This is a genomic window from Streptomyces sp. NPDC079020, assembly GCF_044542225.1.
In the GTDB taxonomy this organism is placed as follows: domain Bacteria; phylum Actinomycetota; class Actinomycetes; order Streptomycetales; family Streptomycetaceae; genus Streptomyces.
In genome coordinates this window covers 270109-287472 of record NZ_JBITUB010000003.1, presented here as the reverse complement: position 1 = coordinate 287472, position 17364 = coordinate 270109, and the positions used below count along the sequence as shown (strand labels likewise).

The window sequence follows — 17364 nt, the reverse complement described above, 5'->3', positions numbered from 1 at the left end:
ATGCTCCCTCTACATGGCTGGGCGGATGTTGGCGCGGATGAAGTCGAGCCGTGCGCCGGCCTCGTCGGCCGGGACGAACAGCGGCTCGTACCCGGCGTCGTAGTAGCCCTGCACGATCAGTTCGTGGACCCGCCGGATCTCGCGGTCCTTCGCGAAGACCACGTCCGACTCGTCCTCGAAGTTGGTCAGCGGGTCGAGAACGAACACGACGTCGTACCGGTAGATGCGGGTGGCTTCCTCCAGCTCGGGGTACGGGGAGAGACCGAAGAACGCGTCCCACCCGTAGCCGTCGGGGATGCCCCGGTTGTAGAACCGCAGCCCCTGCTTGTGGGCGCAGTACTCATCGACGAACGACCGCAGCACCTCGCGGGAGTAGTCGCGTCGGTCGCCGACCTCCAGGTGCCGGCCGAGGCGCTCGCGGTGCCGGCGGTAGATCTCCCGTGCGGGCTCTCCCTCGGTGGCGGGGAGCCCGGCAGCTGCGACCGCTTCGAACAGCGCTTCCTTGCCCGCGCTGGGTCCGCCGGTGATGACGTAGCGGCGGGGCGGTATCACCGGACTGTCGTGAGGGGTGTTCATGAGGTCGTCTCCTTGTCGTCGGGGTCAGAGGTCAGAGCGGTCCGCCAGGTGGTCATCAGTGCGTCGCCGTCCGGCGCCTCCCGTACTGCCGCCGTGAAAAGGGCGGGGTCAGGGGCCGACGAGGCATCGGCGACGAGGAGCAGCTGCGCGGGCGACAGGGCAGGGGTCCAGCCGGCCAGGTCCGCCAGGTCGTGCGGGGCGGCGCCGTCGGGCAGCAGTTCGCCGCCGTACGCGGCGCGGTAGCGGCGGGCCTGGGCCTGCATCTGCCCGTACCGCCACAGGGCCGCGTCCGCCGTGGCGTCGGTGGAGTAGCCCATGCTGACCTGCCGTTCGACGGCCAGCAGTTCCGCCCGCAGTGCGTATACACACGCCCACAGGCGGGTCAGGGCTTCCTCGTGCTCCGCTGCTTCCCAGGCGTAGACGTCCGGCGGCAGGCGCCGGCGGCGCCGCGCCTTCCGTACGGGTGGCGCGCTCGCCCACGGCGCCGCCTGCGACGCCGCGTCCCGCTCCAGCGCGACGGCCAGGCCCACGAGGATCTCGGGCTCCACCCGCTTACGGAAGTGGTTCACCTCCCGGCCGGCCTCCTTCGCCGCGAGGTCCCGGCGAACGGTCAGGGTCAGACCGGGGCTGGCAGGTGGCAGACCGAAGAGCGCCTTCGCCGCACCCCGCAGCCCTTCGGGTTCGATCCGCCCGAGCACCCGGCGCAGCACGCCGTCGAGGGCTTCGGCCCGGCCAGCCGGGGTGGCGTCGGCACCCGCTCGCGCGCTGACACTGGCCAGGGCACCCAGGCGCGGCCAGTCGCCACGCGGGTCCGGGGGCAGCCCCTTACGAAGCAGCCCACGAAGCTCTTTCGCCAGTTCAGATGATTCTTCCAGGGCCACGCGGTCGGATCTCTCGACCGTGGTCACCATCGATCCACGCCCCCTTCATCGGTGCGAGAACCCCAGTGCAGCACAACGCCCAGTATTTGCCCAGTAGTTAGACCAGAAAGTACCCAGTCTCGCGACCCCTCGGCCGTCTGAGCGCCAATCCAGCACTTGTAACTCAGGGTGAGAGCCTGGTTGGCAGGCCAGGGCGCGAGCCTGTTCGCCACCCGAATCTGTGTCGAGCGCTCTCTCGGCGCCGACGAAGGCCGCATACACCTCAACGCCGTTGCGCCCGTCTGCGAGGCTCCCCCTGGCGCGCACCGAGGCCGGCGCCATACCCCTCGCCCGCTACGCCCGATGCAAGCACTCCGGGCGCACCACTCGCACCTAAGTATCCAGCGTTAGCGTGAGCAGCTTCTACTCACGCAAGAACGCGCTACAGTGACCAGCTCACACATGAGGTTCGCGCGCATTTAAGGATGATCATGAGGGTCCTGGAAGGCACACCTGAAGAAATCGCAGAATTCCTGCGCCTCACTAGAGAGGTATCCGGCGAAGAGACGCCCGAGACGGCCGACGTTCTGGCCTCAAGCACCGGCATGAGCGGCATGGAGGTTGCACTCTTCATCGACGGCAGGGGCCGAACCGCCGAGGGCAAGGAGCGCGTCAAGCAGTACCTGGACCAACTGGGGGATGTTGAGATCGTCACCGGGCAGTCGGCGCGGACCAAGGACGGTCAAACCGACTACCTGATGGTTCGCGACAACGGGAAGCGCCGATTCGGGGCAGTCGCGTACGTGAAGCCTGCCAACTCTGGGCTCACCCTACGGCTGACCCGAGACGATGTCGCCGACATCGCCACGGAATGCATCCACTTCCGCGACGTGAAGGACGGGCATCAGTACGTAGTCAACTGCCCGCTCACCTCGGACGAGGCAGTGAATTGGGCGGTGCAGTTGACGCAACGCGCCTTGGAGAAGGTTCGCTCGGCATAGCGGATTGGCCAAGCGGTTCAGGCGCCCGTCGCCACGTCAGGTGACCGGGCGCCATCCATGCCCGACCATCGTCACCAGACCGTGACGGGTCAGCATGAGACATCCGGCCTCCACCCCCACACAACTAAATCGGCGAAGCACCCCGCCGCCTCAACCCAGGGAGCAACTCATGTCCTACGCAAACGACCCGCAGCGCCTTGCTCGTCTACTCCGCAGCCTCGCATCCGCTCTCGAAGCGGCAGGCGTGAACACGTCAGGCAGCAGCACTGACCGTCACCTTATGGACGACGCGCGCAGTGCAGCCCGCGAGCTCGAAGGTCCCGACGATGGAAGACGGACGGGCCGCCTCGTCGCATTCTGAGGTGCACCGGAGGGAGCGTTGCCAGCCCCACGCCCTAGTCTGTGTATAGGCGCGGGGCCTGAACGCCCTAGGAGGACGACGTGCATCGCACCCGTTTGGACGCCGCGAAGTTCATCAGCCGCCAGCACGGCGAGCCGTACGACACTTTGCTCGGTGGTGAAGAGGCCCACGTTCTTCTCGCCACCGCCCACGCAGACCGCGTTTGCCCCTCGACGGGCCATAGGACCTCGTGGACGGATTGCTACGCCTCAGCCGACCTGTACTCGCTGGCCTGGAAGGCCCACCTCTTGCTCGACATGAGGGGCGCGGCACTCGCACCGGCCGAGCACCTGACCGGCGAAGATCGCCAACATGCGACCGCAGCGGGGCAGCTGGCAGAGAGCATTGCCCGAGAGGCACGGACTCTCGGCCTTGGCTGATTGAGCAGGGGGCGGCCGGACTCAGGTCCGCCCCCTCGCTGTGGGGTTCAACCGATACGGGGCGGGACGCGAAGAAGCACCGGCTGGTCCTGCCCCTCCCAGACAAGACGCAGTACCGGCGGAATCGGGGACTGCATGGACGCCGCCATCATGAACTCATGCACATCACCCGGCTCAAGCGAGAATTCGGCTTCCCAACCCCGCGCCATCGCATTGGGTAGTTCGGTGCAACGAATGTGCTGGGCAGCTGCGGTGCCCGAATTTATGAGCTGCCACACTGCTTTCCTGCTGTGCTCGATGCTGAGCACGGGGCGCGGGCGGTTGGCCTCTGCCTCCGCCGCGCGCAGCTCTTCGGCTGCACGCTGCTGATCAGCAAGCGTCAGCTCAGCCGCGACGGCCGACCGCACCGCAGCGTCCCCCGACCGACGTGCCTCGTCCACTGACTGCTCGGCCGCGTTTGCTGAACGGCGCCCATCCCGCTGTGCCCTGATGCTGATGACCAGAGCACCACCCGACGTTACGAATGCGGCCCATCCAGCCGCGTCTCCCCAGTCCATGGCCGGAAGGTACATGAGCGGGTCAGGCCACGTCCGACTGATGTGGCGGCAGAAGTGCGTAGAGACAGTCGATCAGGTGCCGGGCCTCATCGGGGCCGCGGACCTGCTGCGGGGGCCTGGCGATCGACAGAAGCCCTCGTGGATGGCGATAGGAAGGCACCGGATCCGGCGCTTGGGCCTCGAGTGGTCGCCTGCGCCGACTTCTTCACGGCGTAGCAGCAGAGGCGGCTGCCGTACAGGTCGAGCGCGTCGTCGGGATCCTCGTCGTAGTGGAGGGCAACTCCCTCCCACTGGCCCCATCCGTAGAGCCGTGCGAACTCCCGGTCGTCGTCGGTGCGCGGAGGGGCGGCCTCCGACTCCAGATCGCGCCGCTGCAACCACGCCTGCCATGCCGCGTTACCCGAAGGTCCAGCCGCACGGGTGTGCGCGGCTTCTCCGGGATGCTCCGCGGCATCGCGGGGCGGCCGGGCGCGCAGGCGGGCCGTGATGAGTGCGGCAGGGCGGGCCGGCCGCCAGTTGATCCACCAGGCGGTCAGTTCGGCGGCGATGTCGTGGACGTCCAGGCCCTGGTCGATCAGTGGCCGCAAGGCGAACGCCAGTCGGCGCAGCCCTTCCCCCTGGGTCCATCCGACCAAGGGCCGCACGGTCCGGGCGACATGGATGTCCTGGGCGACCCGGTGGGGACTCCGGGACTCCCGTACCCGTCGCGGTCCGTTGCTGGTTGACGAGGACGGGTATGCGGTTGTGCGCGGCGCGCGCTTGCGCGCAGTGTCTTTCAACCCCCCACCTGCATAAGCCTTACGCACGTTGGGGTAACGACCAAGAGATTGGGGTGCACGCCCTGAGCAACGGGCCGTGGCCGAAGCCGAGTTATCCACAGGGTGCGGCTGCTCCTGGGCTGCCGCGATTGCCCTCTTCCGGCCCTCCTCGGTGAAGCCGGTGACCCGGGCGGTGAAGCCCTCACCGCCCAGCCGGTGCCCATGTGCCTCGTCGTAGGAGGCCGGGACGGTAGCCGCGTAGATCGTGGCCGTACCGGCGTACGGCCGTCCGGGCAGCCTCAGGTTGGTACGGGACCCGTGCCGCACCCATGCCAGCGCACCGAGCTCCCGCAGAGCGCGAACGTGCCGCTTCACCGTGGCGGTGGAGATTCCACAGCGTCCGGCGGTGCCGGTCAGGTCATACAGCACCGTCCCGGCCACGTAGTCCATGCGAGCGGCCAGATCCCGCGCAATGCGCAGGGTCGTCTCACCGGCGCGCGGGTGGAGGCGGGCCTCCACGAGCCAGACGACAGCGCGCAGCCACGCCTGCGGCTGGGCATGGCGGCCGCCCGTCGCAGCGACTTCCTGCAGCGGGCGCGGGACAGGTTCCCCGTCCTGAATTGGGCATGGCGAAGAGGCGCGGCACTCGGCCGCGCCGGAAGAACGGCGCATCACAGTCCGGAGTGAAAGGCGGGACCACGGCCAGAGGCCGGCCCGCGGTACGGCCTACGGCAGAGCGGTCAGCAGCCCGACGTCGCCGGGCAGGGGTGATCCGTGCCTCAAACCGGGGCGATAGATAGTGACCGCGGGCAGGCCGGCCCTACGATGCATGCGGGATCCCTCTCATTGCTACTGGGCGGATTCCTTGGTCCACGGGCTGCGATCCCGTTGGTCCTCACGGCCGGGGCGGCTCCAACACCGCCCTGGCCGTTGTTGCTATTCGGCGGTACTGCCGCTCTTCTTCGGCGGCCGCTTGTCACCCCTGAGTCCCTTACCGATCTGCTGCGCACGGGCGGGGGTCACCTGGCCGATGATGTTCGCGATCTCCGGCCACGTCTTGCCCTCGTCATCACGAAGGGCGCGGACACGACGCTGCCGCAGCTCGCGCAGGCGAGCGTGGAACTGGGGCCACTCCCGCAGCACGTCGGAGACGGCGGCTGTGCATGCCGCGTCGTCGCTCATGGCCTCCAGCGCCGCGATGGCTTCCTTCAACCTCGTCACCTCCTCGGCTTGTTGATCCATCTCGCCCTCTCCTTCTTCTACGGGAGCGCGACCCAGCAACGCAAACCCTAGGGCTTGCATTGCCGCAAGGCAAGCCCTAGGGTTTCGGTCGTGGGTCCGGCTCTCTCGGCCTCACACCCAATGGAACGGCCCCGGCCGGAGTTCGCACCTCCGGCCGGGGCCAGCCATCCGCCCTGCATCACCAGGAGGAATGACTGTGACCGATCGTATCCGCGCCTCTGCCGTCCCGGCAGCCCGCGCCGAGCTCGACGAAACGCTGCGCCGCATCCTCGCTACCCCGAGCCTGGCCGTGCAGCTGCTCCCCGCGCCTGCGGGGACGACCCCCGACAGGCGGATGGCCGGAGGCGATCCGGCCGCTTGGCCGTCCGAACAGGGCCTGCGGATCGGCTCAGCCCGTATGCCGTGACGGTTCGCGGCCGCGCCGGGTCCAGTGCCGCCCGACCGCCCGGCGACCCGACCGCCTGGACCCGCGGTCCGCCGGCCCCCGCCGACGACCGGACCCGAGCCCGCCGCCGCCCCGGCTCAGCGCTTCTTCCCCCCGCCCACCTGCCCCCGCACCGCGCCCATGCTCGCGCCGATGACCAGGGCAATGGCGAGGGCGTCCAGGGTGGACAGGGCCTGGTCCAGGATCAGGAAGCCCGCTGTCGCGGCGATCGCCGGTTCCAGGCTCATCATCACCGCGAAGGTGGGGGCGGGGAGCCGGCGCAGGGCCATCAGTTCCAGGGTGTACGGGAGGACCGAGCTCAGCAGCGCCACCGCCGCGCCCAGCGCCAGGGTGGAGGGGACCGTGAGTTCGGTGCCCGACTCCAGGATGCCGAGCGGCAGGGAGAGGACCGCCGCGACCACCATGGCCAGCGCCAGGCCGTCCGCCTGGGGGAAGCGGCGGCCCGTGCGGGCGCTGAAGACGATGTACGCCGCCCACATCGCGCCCGCGCCCAGGGCGCACGCCGCGCCGACCGGGTCGAGGCGGTCGAAGCCGCCGCCGCCGAGCAGGACGACGCCGACCAGCGCGAGGCCCGCCCACAGGACGTTGATCAGGCGGCGGGAGACGATGACGGAGAGGGCGAGCGGGCCCAGCACCTCCAGCGTCACGGCGATACCGAGCGGGATGCGGTCCAGGGCCTGGTAGAAGAGCGTGTTCATGCCGGCCATCGCGATGCCGAACGCCACCACCGTGCCCCAGTCGGCCCGCGAGTGGCCGCGCAGCCGGGGACGGCAGATGACCAGCAGGACCAGCGCGGCGACGGCCAGGCGCAGGGTGACGACACCGAACGCGCCGGCCCTCGGCATCAGCAGTGCCGCGACCGCCGAGCCGAACTGGACCGAGAGGCCACCCGCGACCACGAGCGCCACCGGGCCCAGCGCGGCCCGCCGGCCACCCGGGCGCCGCGCACCGCCGCCGGCCCCGTCGAGCGCCGACACCGCCTCGGGTACGGCGACGGCCGCTGCGGCCGGTTCTGCGGTGGTGCTCAGGTCGTTCACTGGACTGCCTTCGATGGGATCACCAGTGCAATCCAATGCACTGGACAATTGACGAAATCCGGACTGCCCGAACGGCCGGGCTCCTCCACCGTAAGGACCCCGGCGCGTCCCGTGAAATGCCTGCTGGGCTCCCGTTATGCTCCCCACGCATGAGCAGGGAACCGTCTTCCGGCCGCCCCGTGGAACTCCGCCACCTGCGGGCCTTCCTCGCCGTCGCGGACGAGGGCAATGTCACGCGCGCCGCCGCCCGCCTCCGGCTCACCCAGCCCGCCGTCTCCCGGACCCTCGCCGCCCTGGAGAAACACCTGGGCGTCCTGCTCGTCGACCGTTCCACCCACCATCTCGCCCTCACGCCCGAGGGCGTCGCCTTCCGCGACAAGGCCGCCGCCGCGGTGGCCGCCTTCGACGAAGCGCTCGATTCCGGGCGGCTGCGGACCTGGCCCCTGCGGCTCGGGCACGCCTGGTCGGCCTTCGGGCCGTACACCACACCGCTGCTGCGGACCTGGCAGGAGCGCTACCCGCAGACCCCGCTCGAACTGCTGCGCATCGACGACCGCACCGCCGGGCTCACCCGCGGCGAGGTCGACGCGGCCCTGCTGCGCGGGCCGGTGGACGCGCCGGGGCTCGTCACCGAGGAGCTGTTCACCGAGACCCGGGTGGCGGCCGTCGCGGCCGACGGGCCGCTGGCGGCGCGCCCGTCACTGTCGCTCGGCGACCTGGTGGCCGGGACCGTCGTACTGAACACCGTCTCCGGCACCACCACCCTCGATCTGTGGCCGCCGCACGCCCGGCCCGCCGCCACCCTGACCGTCGCCAACACCGACGACTGGCTCACCGCCATCGCCGCCGGGCGCGGCACCGGGGTGTCCGGCGCGTCCACCGCCGTCATGCATCCGCACGCCGGAGTGGCCTACCGCCCGCTCGACGACGCCCCGCCCCTGCCCGTACTGCTCGCCCGCCGCGACGCCCCCGGCCACCCCGCGCTGCCGAAGCTCGCCGCGCTGGCCCGCGAGATCGTGGGGCGTGACCACGACGCGCGGCCCTGAACGGTGTCCCGTCGTCCCTGGCGGGCGCTGATCCACCAGGGTTTATGGGACACCCTTTGGTACCGCTACGGTCCTCGTGGTGATGGCCGGGCGGGTTCAGGTACGGGGTGGCCGCACCGTTGGTCACGGCCGATGCGGGCTCGGCTGCCGACCATGTCGCCGGCCTGAAGGGGCTCCGGCCGACGGGTAGGTGGCCACCGCCGCGCCGCAGGCCGCGCCTCCTCATGATCGACGCGCCTACGCGTCCTCCGCGCCCGCGTCCAGCCCCTCCGCCAGCACCTCGGCCAGATGTCTGGCCCGGCGTCCCGCGAGCTGGTCCAGCTGGGTCCGGCAGGAGAATCCGTCGGCCAGGAGTTCCGTGCCGGGCGCCGCCGACCGTACGGAGGGCAGGAGCTGTTCCTCCGCGCAGGCCACCGAGACCTCCCAGTGGCCCTTCTCGAAGCCGAAGTTCCCGGCGAGGCCGCAGCAGCCGCCACTCAGTTCGCCGGTCAGGCCCATCCGTTCACGGAGTCTGCGCTCGGCGCCGTCGCCCAGCACCGCGTGCTGGTGACAGTGCGTCTGGCCCGCGACCGGGCGTTCGACGCGGGGCGGGGTCCAGTCGGGGGCGTACGCCTCCAGATACTGGGCCAGGGTACGGACGGACGCGGCGAGTTCGGCGGCTCGCGGGTCGTCGGGGAGCAGTTCCGGCAGGTCGGTACGGAGGGTGGCCGCGCAGCTCGGTTCGAGGACGACGAGCGGGGCGCCGGGAAGGCGGACCAGCCGGTCCAGGGTGCGGCGCATCACCGTACGCGCCCTGTCCAGCCGGCCCGTCGATACGTAGGTGAGGCCGCAGCACACGCCCTTGCCGGGGACGAGCACCGTACGGCCCGCAGCCTCCAGGACCCGTACCGCAGCCCGCCCCGCCTCCGGCGAGAAGTGGTCGGTGAAGGTGTCCGGCCAGAGGGTCACCACCTCGCCGGCCGGGACGTTCCGTGTCCCCTTCTCCACGCGTCCGCGCGCCCAACGGCGGAACGTCTCCGTCGCCAGCACCGGAAGCCTCCGTTCGGGGGCGATGCCCGCCAGCCGTCGGGCGAGGGCGGCGAGCGGGCGGAGCCGGGCCAGGGCGTTCAGCGGGCGGGCGAACGGGGCGGCGAGCCGCAGCCCGCGCGGCAGCCCGCCCATCGCGTAGTGGGCCGCGGGCCGCAGCCGCCCCTTGTAATGGTGGTGCAGGAACTCCGCCTTGTACGTGGCCATGTCCACGCCCACCGGGCAGTCGCTGCGGCAGCCCTTGCAGGACAGGCAGAGGTCGAGGGCGTCCCGTACCTCCGTCGAGCGCCAGCCGTCGGTGATGACCTCGCCCGCCAGCATCTCGTGCAGCAGCCGGGCGCGGCCGCGTGTCGAGTGGGCCTCCTCACCGGTCGCCCGGAAGGACGGGCACATGACGTCCGGGCCCGCCGCCGGGGCCGTACGGCACTTGGCGACGCCCACACAGCGGCGGACCGCGCCCGAGAAGTCGCCGCCGTCCTGCGGGTAGCCGAAGACCACGTCCACCGGGTCCTTCGGCAGCACGGCGAACCGGAGGTCGGAGTCGAGACGGGCCGGGCGGGCGAGCATCCCGGGGTTCAGGCCGCCGTCCGGGTCCCACAGGTCCTTGAACCGGTGGAAGACGCCGACGAGTTCGTCCCCGTACATACGGGGCAGCAGTTCGGCGCGCGCCTGACCGTCGCCGTGCTCGCCGCTGAGGGAGCCGCCGTGCGCGACGACGAGGCCGGCCTGCTCCTCGGAGAACCGGCGGAAGCGGGCCACGCCCTGGGGGCTCAGCAGGTCGAAGTCGATCCGGACATGGATGCAGCCGTCGCCGAAGTGGCCGTACGGGGTGCCGCGCAGCCCGTGTTCGGTGAGCAGGGCGCGGAAGTCACGGAGGTACGGGCCGAGGCGGGCGGGCGGAACCGCGCAGTCCTCCCAGCCGGGCCAGGCCTCGCTGCCGTCGGGCATCCGCGTCGCGGTGCCGGCGGCGTCCTCGCGGACGCGCCACAGGGCGCGCTGTCCGGCCGGGTCGGTGACCACCGTGCCGTCGAGCGCGTCGGCCGCGCGCAGGACGCGGCCGGCGCGGGCGCGTGCCTCGGCCGGGGTGGCTCCGCCCGTCTCCACGAAGAGCCAGGCCGCGCCGCGCGGCAGCCCCGCCGGTTCGCGTACGAGGTCGGCGGCCATGCCCTCGACGGTGAGCGGGCCGTACGGGAGGAGCCCGGCGGCGGCCTCGGCCGCGGCGGACTCGTCGGCGTACCCGAGTACGGCGAGCGCGCGTGAGCGCGGGGCCTCGACCAGGCGGACGGTCGCCTCCGTGACGACGGCCAGGGTGCCCTCGCTGCCGCAGAAGGCGCGGGCCGGGTCGGGGCCGCCCGGGTGTTCGGGGAGCAGGGCGTCGAGGGCGTAGCCGGAGATACGGCGCGGGAGGTCGGGGTAGCCGGTGCGCAGCAGGGCCAGGTGTCCGTCGACGAGTTCCCGCAGGCCCGCCGGGCCGCTGCCGTCGCCGGAGGGCCGCTCACGGTCCAGCCGCAGGGTGCTGCCGTCGTAGCGGACGACGGAGAGCGCGTGGACGTTGTCGGCGGTGGTGCCCCAGGCGACCGAGTGCGAGCCGCAGGAGTTGTTGCCGATCATGCCGCCGAGGGTGCAGCGGCTGTGCGTGGAGGGGTCGGGGCCGAAGGTCAGTCCGTGCGGTGCGGCGGCGGCGCGCAGGTCGTCCAGGACCACGCCGGGCTGGACGACGGCGGTACGGGATTCGGCGTCCACCGCCACGATCGAGCGCAGATGGCGGGTCAGGTCCAGCACGACGCCGGTTCCGGTGGCCTGACCGGCGATGGAGGTGCCGCCGCCGCGCGGCACCACCGCGACTCCGTGCGCGCGGCAGACGGCGAGTGCGGCGGCGACGTCGTCCGCGTCGCGCGGGGCGACGACGCCGAGGGGCACCCGGCGGTAGTTGGAGGCGTCCATCGTCGTGAGGGCCCGCGCGGTGGTGTCGAAGCGGACCTCTCCGCGCACGGCGGACCCGAGGGCGTGCTCCAGATCCGGGCCGGGTCCGGCGGGGCCGGCAGGTCCGGCGGGGCCGGCGGGTTCCTGCCCCCGGCCGGGACCGGCTCCCCGTTTCCGTCCCCGTCTCCGTCCCCGGTCCGGACCAAGTCCCCCGCTGTGGTCTGCACCAAGTCCGTGCCCGGGGTCGCCCGTCTGTCCGGAAATCCCCTCGCGCTCTTCGGCCATGGGCTCAGGATGCCCTTCGACGAGGTGAACTCTTGGGATAGGACCGGACACAAAGGCGCATTCGGAGCAAAAAAGCCCACAGGAACTTCCCAAACCAATCGTCAATTCTCTTATAGTGACCAAGACTTGAGCAGGAATTATCAGCTCCAGTTGTCACGTTCATCCATTCTCGTGACGGACTGCCCCAATTTGACCTGTCCCGCACCGTCCGCCCCAAGGACTCCGATTGCGCCCCTCATTCCGGCCGACCGCACTCGCCTTGCTGATCTCGGCCATCGTCACCGGCTCACTGACCGTGTGGGCGGTCGCCGTCGCCCCTGATCCGGTGAGGACCCCGCTGGCCTGGGGAGCGGGCGCCGCCGCCGTGCTGCTGAGCGTCACCCTGGCCGTCACCGTCCACACCCTGGGCGCGGCACGCGCGCTGCGCGCCCAGCGGGCCGCCGAGTCCCAGCGGTTCACCGCCGAGACCTCGCGCCTGGTCTCCGCCTCCGCGGCGGACGCCCAGCGCTTCACCGCCGAGACGGCCAGGATCAAGGCGGCGGCCTCCGCCGAGAACGCCCGGATCACCGCCGAGGCGCGGGCCGAGATGTCCCGTCTCACCGACGGGGCCGCCTCGGAGCAGGCCCGCCTCACCACCGAGGCCCAGCGGCTCAGGGCGCGTGCCAGTCGCAGCGAGACCGAGCGCTCCGCCGCCGTCGCCGCCTGCGCCAACGCCGCCGGACGCATGCAGGCCCTGGCCACCAGCATGCTGGCCGACCTGCGGGAGATGGAGCACCGGCACACCTCCGAGGACGTGCTCGGGGATCTGCTCCACCTGGACCACCGCACCGCCCAGGCGGGCCGGCTCGCCGACTCCATCGCCGTACTGACCGGTGCCCGCTCCGGGCGCCGCTGGGCGAAGCCGATCGTGATGGAGTCGATCCTGCGCGGCGCGATGGGCCGGATCGGCAGCTACCAGCGGGTGCGGCTGCACTCGACGAGCGATGTCGCGATCGCCGGGCACGCCGCCGAGGGCGTCATGCACGCCCTGGCCGAGCTGCTCGACAACGCCGCCAACTTCTCGCCGCCCACCGCCGAGGTCCACGTGTACGTGGAGGAGGTCCCGGCGGGCATCGTCATCACCGTCGAGGACAGCGGCCTGGTCATGAGCGAGGTCCAGCTGCGCCGCGCCGAACGCGCCGTGGCCGCCGAGAACCACGACCTGACCGGTCTGTCCGGCACCCGGCTCGGCCTCGCCGTCGTCGGCCGGCTGGCCCGCAAGCACGGCCTCACCGTCTCCTTCCGGCCCTCCGCCCGGGGCGGCACCGGCGCGCTGATGATGCTGCCGCAGGACCTCATCTCCCGCGTCACCGCGTCCACCGCCGCACCGGCCGCCGAGCCCGTCGCCGCCGCTGCCGCACAGGTGCCCGCGCAGGCGCAGGTGCCCGCACAGGAGTCCGTACCGGCACCGGTCACGCCCGCCGAGCCGGAGCCCGCCCACGCACCGGCCGCGCACCGGGACACGATCCCGGACGCGCATCCGGACGCCGGGTCCGACGTGGACTCGGCCACCGGCTCCTTCCGGTTGCCGGCCCCCGCCGCCGGGGCCCCGGCCGCCGGCCCGGATTCCGAATCGACCGGAGCCGTGCCCGCGTTCGGCGAGAGCGGCCTGCCCAAACGCCGCCGCGGCCGCACCCTGGCCGCCGCCGAGTCCCGTACCGGCACTGCCACCCCCGGCGGAGCCGAAAGCCCCCGGCCCCGTACCACCGACCCGAAGGTTCAGGCAGCCCGCTTCAACACCTTCAGCAAGGCGGTACGAGCCAACTCCCCGCACCCGGAAGGCAACACCCGATGACCGCGACCACCGACGAGAAGCTCAACTGGCTGCTGGAGGGCCTGCTCGACCGCACCCCCGGCACCCGGCACGCCCTCGTCCTGTCCCGCGACGGCCTCAAGCTGTGCCGCACCCCCGAGCTCTCCGTCGACCAGGCGGACCAGCTGGCCGCGATCTCCGCCGGGATCCAGAGCCTGTCGCACGGCGCGTCCATCGAGTTCGGTGACGGCACCGGCGGCGTACGGTCCGCGATGACCGAGTTCTACGGCGGTGTGCTGTTCATCGTCGAGGCGGGCGCGGGCGCGCACCTCGCGGTCGTCGCCGCGGAGGACTCCGACGTCGGCCTCGTCGGCCACAACATGAGTGAACTCGTCGAGCAGCTCGGCGAACACCTCGTCGCCCCGCCGCGCTACCCGGCCGGTGACCCGGCCGCGGCGGAAACCACGGCCGTATGACGACGGCGCCCCGCCCCCGCCCCGGCCGCGACGACGACCCGGACCGGCTCTACACCCTCACCGGTGGCCGCAGCCGCTCCGACTCGGCCGCCTTCGACCTGGTGACCCTCATTGTCGCGGAATGCGATCCGTCCCCCGGCATGCAGTCGGAACATGTCGCGATCCTGCGGATGTGCGAGCGCCCCACAGCGGTCGTCGAGATCGCCGCGAGCCTGAACCTGCCCGTCAGCATCGTCCGCATCATGCTGTGCGACCTGCTCGACACCAGCCGGATCAGCGCCCGCCACCCCCGTACCGCCCGTGTCGCGGACCGGCTCCCCGACCCCGACATCCTGGAACAGGTGCTCGTTGGACTCCGCAACCTCTGACCGTGCCGCCCTGCAGGCGACGGCCGACAACGGACTGAAGATCGTCGTCGTCGGCGGCTTCGGCGTCGGCAAGACCACCATGGTCCGTTCCGTCAGCGAGATCCGCCCGCTGAACACGGAAGAGACCATGACCCGCGCGGGCGAGGCCGTCGACCACCTCGACGGTGTGCACGCGAAGACGTCGACCACGGTCGCGTTCGACTTCGGCAGGATCACGCTCGACGCCCGCTCGGTGCTCTACCTCTTCGGCGCCCCGGGACAGGAACGCTTCTGGTTCCTGTGGGACCGGCTGTTCTCCGGGACGCTGGGCGCCGTCGTGCTCGTCGACACCCGGCGGCTCGCCGACTCCTGGTACGCCATCGACCGGCTGGAGCACCACGGCACGCCCTTCATCGTGGCGTGCAACGACTTCGGCGGCCCGCTCCACACCGAGCAGCAGATAAGGGAGGCCCTGGACCTCTCCGAGGACGTCCCGCTCGTGGAGTGCGACGCCCGGGACCGGTCCTCCAGCAAGTACGTGCTGATCACGCTCGTCGAACACCTCCAGAAGCTGGCCGCCCGCGCCCGGCCCCCGCAGGCGGCCCTGGCCGCGGCAACACCCGCCAAGACCCCGGAGCCCACCCCGTGACCGCTCTCCCCGTGACGGGCTGCCCCGTCACCCACGGGTCCGTACCGCTGTCCGGACCCCGCTTCCAGACCGACCCCGTGCGGCTGTACCGGGACATGCGGCGCGACCACGGCGCCGTGGCCCCGGTCGTGCTGGACGGCGACGTGCCCGCCTGGCTGATCCTCGGCTACCGCGAGCTGCACCAGGTCACCGGCGACCCGGTGCTCTTCAGCCGGGACTCGGACCTGTGGAACCAGTGGGACCGCATCCCGGACGACTGGCCGCTGCTGCCGATGATCGGGCGCAAGCAGCCGTCGATCCTCTACACGGTCGGCGAACGGCACAGCCGGCGCGCCATGATGATCAGCAACGCGCTGGAGGGCGTCGACCCGTTCGCGCTGAAGCGGTACGCGGAGGAGTTCGCCGACGGGCTCATCGACCGGTTCTGCTCCACCGGCGGGACGGACATCATCGCGCGGTACACGATGCTGCTCCCCGCGCTCGTCCTGGCGAAGCTCTACGGCTTCTCCAACGAGACCGGTGCCGCGCTCGTCGGCTCGCTCAACGACATGATCGACGGCCGGGAGAGGGCGCTCGCCGGAGCGCAGCACCTCACCACCTCCATGGCCCAGCTGCTGGCCGACAAGCACGCCGTGCCGGGCGACGACGTCGCCAGCCGGATGCTCGCCGACGACGGGGGCTTCACCGACGAGGAGATCGCCCAGGACCTGATGGTCATGATGGCCGCGGGCCACCAGCCGACCGCCGACTGGATGGGCAACTCGCTGCGCCTCATGCTCACCGACGACCGGTTCGCCGCCTCCCTCTCCGGCGGGCGGCACAGTGTCGCCGAAGCCATGAACGAGGTGCTCTGGGAGGACACCCCCACCCAGAACGTCGCCGGACGGTGGGCCTCCCGCGACACCCACCTCGGCGGCCGGCACATCCGCGCGGGGGACCTGCTCCTCCTCGGGATCGCCGCCGCCAACGGCGACCCGCAGGTCCGCACCCACGCCTCGGCGCTCACCGGCGGCAACAACGCCTTCCTCTCCTTCGGCCACGGCGAGCACCGCTGCCCCTTCCCCGCCCAGGAGACCGCCGAGGTCGTCGCCCGTACGGGGATCGAGGTCCTGCTGGACCGGCTGCCCGACGTGGACCTCGCCGTCCCCGCCGAGGCGCTGACCCGCCGCCCGTCGCCGTGGCTGCGCGGCCTGACCGACCTGCCGGTGCGTTTCACTCCCACTCCCGCTCTCGGAGGAAGACCATGACCCGGATCGCCCTGGACCCCTTCGTGACCGACCTCGACGGTGAGAGCGCCGTACTGCGGGCGGCCGGGCCACTGGCCGAGGTGGAGCTGCCGGGGGGTGTGCACTGCTACGCCGTCACGCACCACGCCGAGGCGAAGGCGCTGCTCACCGACAGCCGGATCGTGAAGGACATCAACGTCTGGGGCGCCTGGCAGCGCGGCGAGATCCCGATGGACTGGCCCCTGATCGGCCTCGCCAACCCCGGCCGCTCGATGCTGACCGTCGACGGCACCGAGCACCGCAGGCTGCGCACCCTGGTCGCGCAGGCCCTCACCGTGAAGCGGGTGGAGCGGCTGCGGGAGGGCATCGAGGCACTGACGAAGGCGAGCCTGGACCGGCTGGCGGAGCTGCCCCAGGGGCAGCGCGTCGACCTCAAGGCGGAGTTCGCCTACCCGCTGCCCATGAACGTCATCAGCGAGCTGATGGGCGTGGACGCCGCCGACCACCCCCGGCTCAAGGAACTGTTCGAGAAGTTCTTCTCCACGCAGACGCCGCCGGAGGAGGTCCCGCAGATGATGGCGGACCTCGGCGCCCACTTCACGAAGATCGTCGACGGCAAGCGGGCCGACCCGGGCGACGACCTGACCAGCGCCCTGATCGCGGCCTCCGAGGACGGTGACAGCCTCACCGACGAGGAGATCGTCAACACCCTCCAGCTGATCATCGCGGCCGGTCACGAGACCACGATCAGCCTCATCGTCAATGTCGTGGAGGCGCTCCAGACCCACCCCGAGCAGCGCGCGCGGGTGCTGAACGGGGAGATCCCGTGGGAGGGCGTGATCGAGGAGACGCTGCGCTGGAACACCCCCACCTCGCACGTCCTGATCCGGTTCGCCACCGAGGACGTCGAGGTCGGTGACAAGGTGCTGCCGAAGGGCGAGGCGCTGATCGTCTCCTTCGGCGCGCTCGGCCGCGACGAGCAGGCGCACGGTCCGACCGCGGGCGACTTCGACGCCACCCGCACCCCCAACCGCCACATCGCCTTCGGCCACGGCCCGCACGTCTGCCCGGGTGCGGCGCTGTCCCGCCTGGAGGCGGGGATAGCGCTGCCCGCACTGTACGAGCGCTTCCCCGATCTGGACCTCGCGGTGCCCGCCGACGAGCTGCGCAACAAGCCGATCGTCACGCAGAACGACCTGTACGAGCTGCCCGTCGACCTCGGCTGAGCCCGCCGCCGCGGACCCCCCGCGGCCCGGCCACGACGTGATGGACCCGGCCCCGCCGGGCCGGGTCCACGGGCCGGAGCCCCCGTCTCATCCGACGGACACGGTGCTGCGC

The 17364-nt window shown here is 71.8% G+C and carries 17 protein-coding genes; 10 read left to right on the top strand and 7 right to left on the bottom strand.

The annotated features are described in order from the left end of the window. Positions 1 to 9: 9 nt before the first annotated feature. Both ACIGJO_RS08460 and ACIGJO_RS08455 read right to left on the bottom strand, forming a co-directional pair. Complete coding sequence (locus ACIGJO_RS08460) at positions 10 to 576, bottom strand: AAA family ATPase (RefSeq protein WP_399953944.1); 567 nt, start codon at positions 574 to 576, stop codon at positions 10 to 12. Beyond that, a complete protein-coding gene (locus ACIGJO_RS08455) occupies positions 573 to 1487 on the bottom strand; it encodes a hypothetical protein (protein ID WP_399953941.1) in 915 nt (304 codons plus the stop codon). The genes ACIGJO_RS08460 and ACIGJO_RS08455 overlap by 4 nt, the downstream gene beginning before the upstream one ends. 440 nt (positions 1488 to 1927) lie before the next feature. Between ACIGJO_RS08455 and ACIGJO_RS08450 the strand changes: the two genes are divergently transcribed. Together ACIGJO_RS08450 and ACIGJO_RS08445 are read left to right on the top strand one after the other, a co-directional pair. Then, entirely contained in the window at positions 1928 to 2437 is a 510-nt protein-coding gene (locus ACIGJO_RS08450) for a hypothetical protein (RefSeq protein ID WP_399953938.1), read from the top strand. A 441-nt stretch (positions 2438 to 2878) separates the two neighbouring features. Continuing rightward, positions 2879 to 3217, top strand: coding sequence for a hypothetical protein (locus ACIGJO_RS08445; RefSeq protein WP_399953935.1), 339 nt, complete (start codon positions 2879 to 2881; stop codon positions 3215 to 3217). A gap of 47 nt (positions 3218 to 3264) precedes the next feature. On the opposite strand, the gene ACIGJO_RS08440 is transcribed toward ACIGJO_RS08445, so the two are convergent. The 3 genes from ACIGJO_RS08440 to ACIGJO_RS08430 all read right to left on the bottom strand — a co-directional run bounded on the left by ACIGJO_RS08440 (position 3265) and on the right by ACIGJO_RS08430 (position 5774). After that, entirely contained in the window at positions 3265 to 3774 is a 510-nt protein-coding gene (locus ACIGJO_RS08440; RefSeq protein ID WP_399953932.1) for a hypothetical protein, read from the bottom strand. A gap of 86 nt (positions 3775 to 3860) precedes the next feature. Further along, positions 3861 to 4409 carry a hypothetical protein gene (locus ACIGJO_RS08435; protein WP_399953929.1) on the bottom strand — a complete coding sequence of 183 codons (549 nt, stop codon included), beginning with the start codon at positions 4407 to 4409 and terminating at the stop codon, positions 3861 to 3863. A 1059-nt stretch (positions 4410 to 5468) separates the two neighbouring features. Then, positions 5469 to 5774: a hypothetical protein gene (locus tag ACIGJO_RS08430; RefSeq protein ID WP_399953926.1), complete on the bottom strand. Its 306-nt coding sequence runs from the start codon at positions 5772 to 5774 to the stop codon at positions 5469 to 5471. A 196-nt stretch (positions 5775 to 5970) separates the two neighbouring features. Here ACIGJO_RS08430 and ACIGJO_RS08425 point away from each other — a divergent pair, with 196 nt between their 5' ends. Then, on the top strand, positions 5971 to 6180 hold the full coding sequence (locus ACIGJO_RS08425) for a hypothetical protein (protein WP_399953923.1): 210 nt from the start codon (positions 5971 to 5973) through the stop codon (positions 6178 to 6180). 116 nt (positions 6181 to 6296) lie between these two features. Here ACIGJO_RS08425 and ACIGJO_RS08420 read toward each other — a convergent pair whose 3' ends face one another. Continuing rightward, positions 6297 to 7256, bottom strand: a complete 960-nt coding sequence (locus tag ACIGJO_RS08420) for an EamA family transporter (RefSeq protein WP_399953920.1) — start codon at positions 7254 to 7256, stop codon at positions 6297 to 6299. Between the two features lie 149 nt (positions 7257 to 7405). On the opposite strand from ACIGJO_RS08420, the gene ACIGJO_RS08415 reads away from it, so the two are divergent. Continuing rightward, complete coding sequence (locus ACIGJO_RS08415) at positions 7406 to 8302, top strand: LysR family transcriptional regulator (RefSeq protein ID WP_399953918.1); 897 nt, start codon at positions 7406 to 7408, stop codon at positions 8300 to 8302. A 237-nt stretch (positions 8303 to 8539) separates the two neighbouring features. Here ACIGJO_RS08415 and ACIGJO_RS08410 read toward each other — a convergent pair whose 3' ends face one another. Beyond that, positions 8540 to 11272, bottom strand: a complete 2733-nt coding sequence (locus ACIGJO_RS08410; RefSeq protein ID WP_399954547.1) for an FAD-binding and (Fe-S)-binding domain-containing protein — start codon at positions 11270 to 11272, stop codon at positions 8540 to 8542. A 490-nt stretch (positions 11273 to 11762) separates the two neighbouring features. Between ACIGJO_RS08410 and ACIGJO_RS08405 the strand changes: the two genes are divergently transcribed. From ACIGJO_RS08405 to ACIGJO_RS08380, 6 genes are read left to right on the top strand one after another with little or no spacing between them, the layout of a single operon-like run. After that, positions 11763 to 13370 carry an ATP-binding protein gene (locus tag ACIGJO_RS08405; RefSeq protein ID WP_399953915.1) on the top strand — a complete coding sequence of 536 codons (1608 nt, stop codon included), beginning with the start codon at positions 11763 to 11765 and terminating at the stop codon, positions 13368 to 13370. Next, complete coding sequence (locus ACIGJO_RS08400) at positions 13367 to 13804, top strand: roadblock/LC7 domain-containing protein (RefSeq protein WP_266932000.1); 438 nt, start codon at positions 13367 to 13369, stop codon at positions 13802 to 13804. Before ACIGJO_RS08405 ends, ACIGJO_RS08400 begins: the two co-directional genes overlap by 4 nt. Further along, positions 13801 to 14172, top strand: coding sequence for a DUF742 domain-containing protein (locus ACIGJO_RS08395; RefSeq protein ID WP_399953912.1), 372 nt, complete (start codon positions 13801 to 13803; stop codon positions 14170 to 14172). The genes ACIGJO_RS08400 and ACIGJO_RS08395 overlap by 4 nt, the downstream gene beginning before the upstream one ends. Further along, positions 14153 to 14800 (top strand): ATP/GTP-binding protein, encoded by a 648-nt coding sequence (locus ACIGJO_RS08390; protein WP_329941050.1) that lies wholly within the window; start codon positions 14153 to 14155, stop codon positions 14798 to 14800. Before ACIGJO_RS08395 ends, ACIGJO_RS08390 begins: the two co-directional genes overlap by 20 nt. An 11-nt stretch (positions 14801 to 14811) precedes the next feature. After that, entirely contained in the window at positions 14812 to 16047 is a 1236-nt protein-coding gene (locus ACIGJO_RS08385) for a cytochrome P450 (RefSeq protein ID WP_266932574.1), read from the top strand. Beyond that, positions 16044 to 17252, top strand: coding sequence for a cytochrome P450 (locus ACIGJO_RS08380; protein WP_399953908.1), 1209 nt, complete (start codon positions 16044 to 16046; stop codon positions 17250 to 17252). The genes ACIGJO_RS08385 and ACIGJO_RS08380 overlap by 4 nt, the downstream gene beginning before the upstream one ends. Positions 17253 to 17364 lie beyond the last annotated feature (112 nt).

Excerpts from the sequence above, each read along its gene's own strand:
- ACIGJO_RS08460 (WP_399953944.1), bottom strand. The coding sequence starts at position 576 with ATGAACACCCCTCACGACAGTCCGGTGATACCGCCCCGCCGCTACGTC.
- ACIGJO_RS08455 (WP_399953941.1), bottom strand. The coding sequence starts at position 1,487 with ATGGTGACCACGGTCGAGAGATCCGACCGCGTGGCCCTGGAAGAATCA.
- ACIGJO_RS08415 (WP_399953918.1), top strand. The coding sequence starts at position 7,406 with ATGAGCAGGGAACCGTCTTCCGGCCGCCCCGTGGAACTCCGCCACCTG.
- ACIGJO_RS08380 (WP_399953908.1), top strand. The coding sequence starts at position 16,044 with ATGACCCGGATCGCCCTGGACCCCTTCGTGACCGACCTCGACGGTGAG.
- ACIGJO_RS08395 (WP_399953912.1), top strand. The coding sequence starts at position 13,801 with ATGACGACGGCGCCCCGCCCCCGCCCCGGCCGCGACGACGACCCGGAC.
- ACIGJO_RS08410 (WP_399954547.1), bottom strand. The coding sequence starts at position 11,272 with ATGGACGCCTCCAACTACCGCCGGGTGCCCCTCGGCGTCGTCGCCCCG.
- ACIGJO_RS08450 (WP_399953938.1), top strand. The coding sequence starts at position 1,928 with ATGAGGGTCCTGGAAGGCACACCTGAAGAAATCGCAGAATTCCTGCGC.
- ACIGJO_RS08440 (WP_399953932.1), bottom strand. The coding sequence starts at position 3,774 with ATGGACTGGGGAGACGCGGCTGGATGGGCCGCATTCGTAACGTCGGGT.
- ACIGJO_RS08430 (WP_399953926.1), bottom strand. The coding sequence starts at position 5,774 with ATGGATCAACAAGCCGAGGAGGTGACGAGGTTGAAGGAAGCCATCGCG.
- ACIGJO_RS08400 (WP_266932000.1), top strand. The coding sequence starts at position 13,367 with ATGACCGCGACCACCGACGAGAAGCTCAACTGGCTGCTGGAGGGCCTG.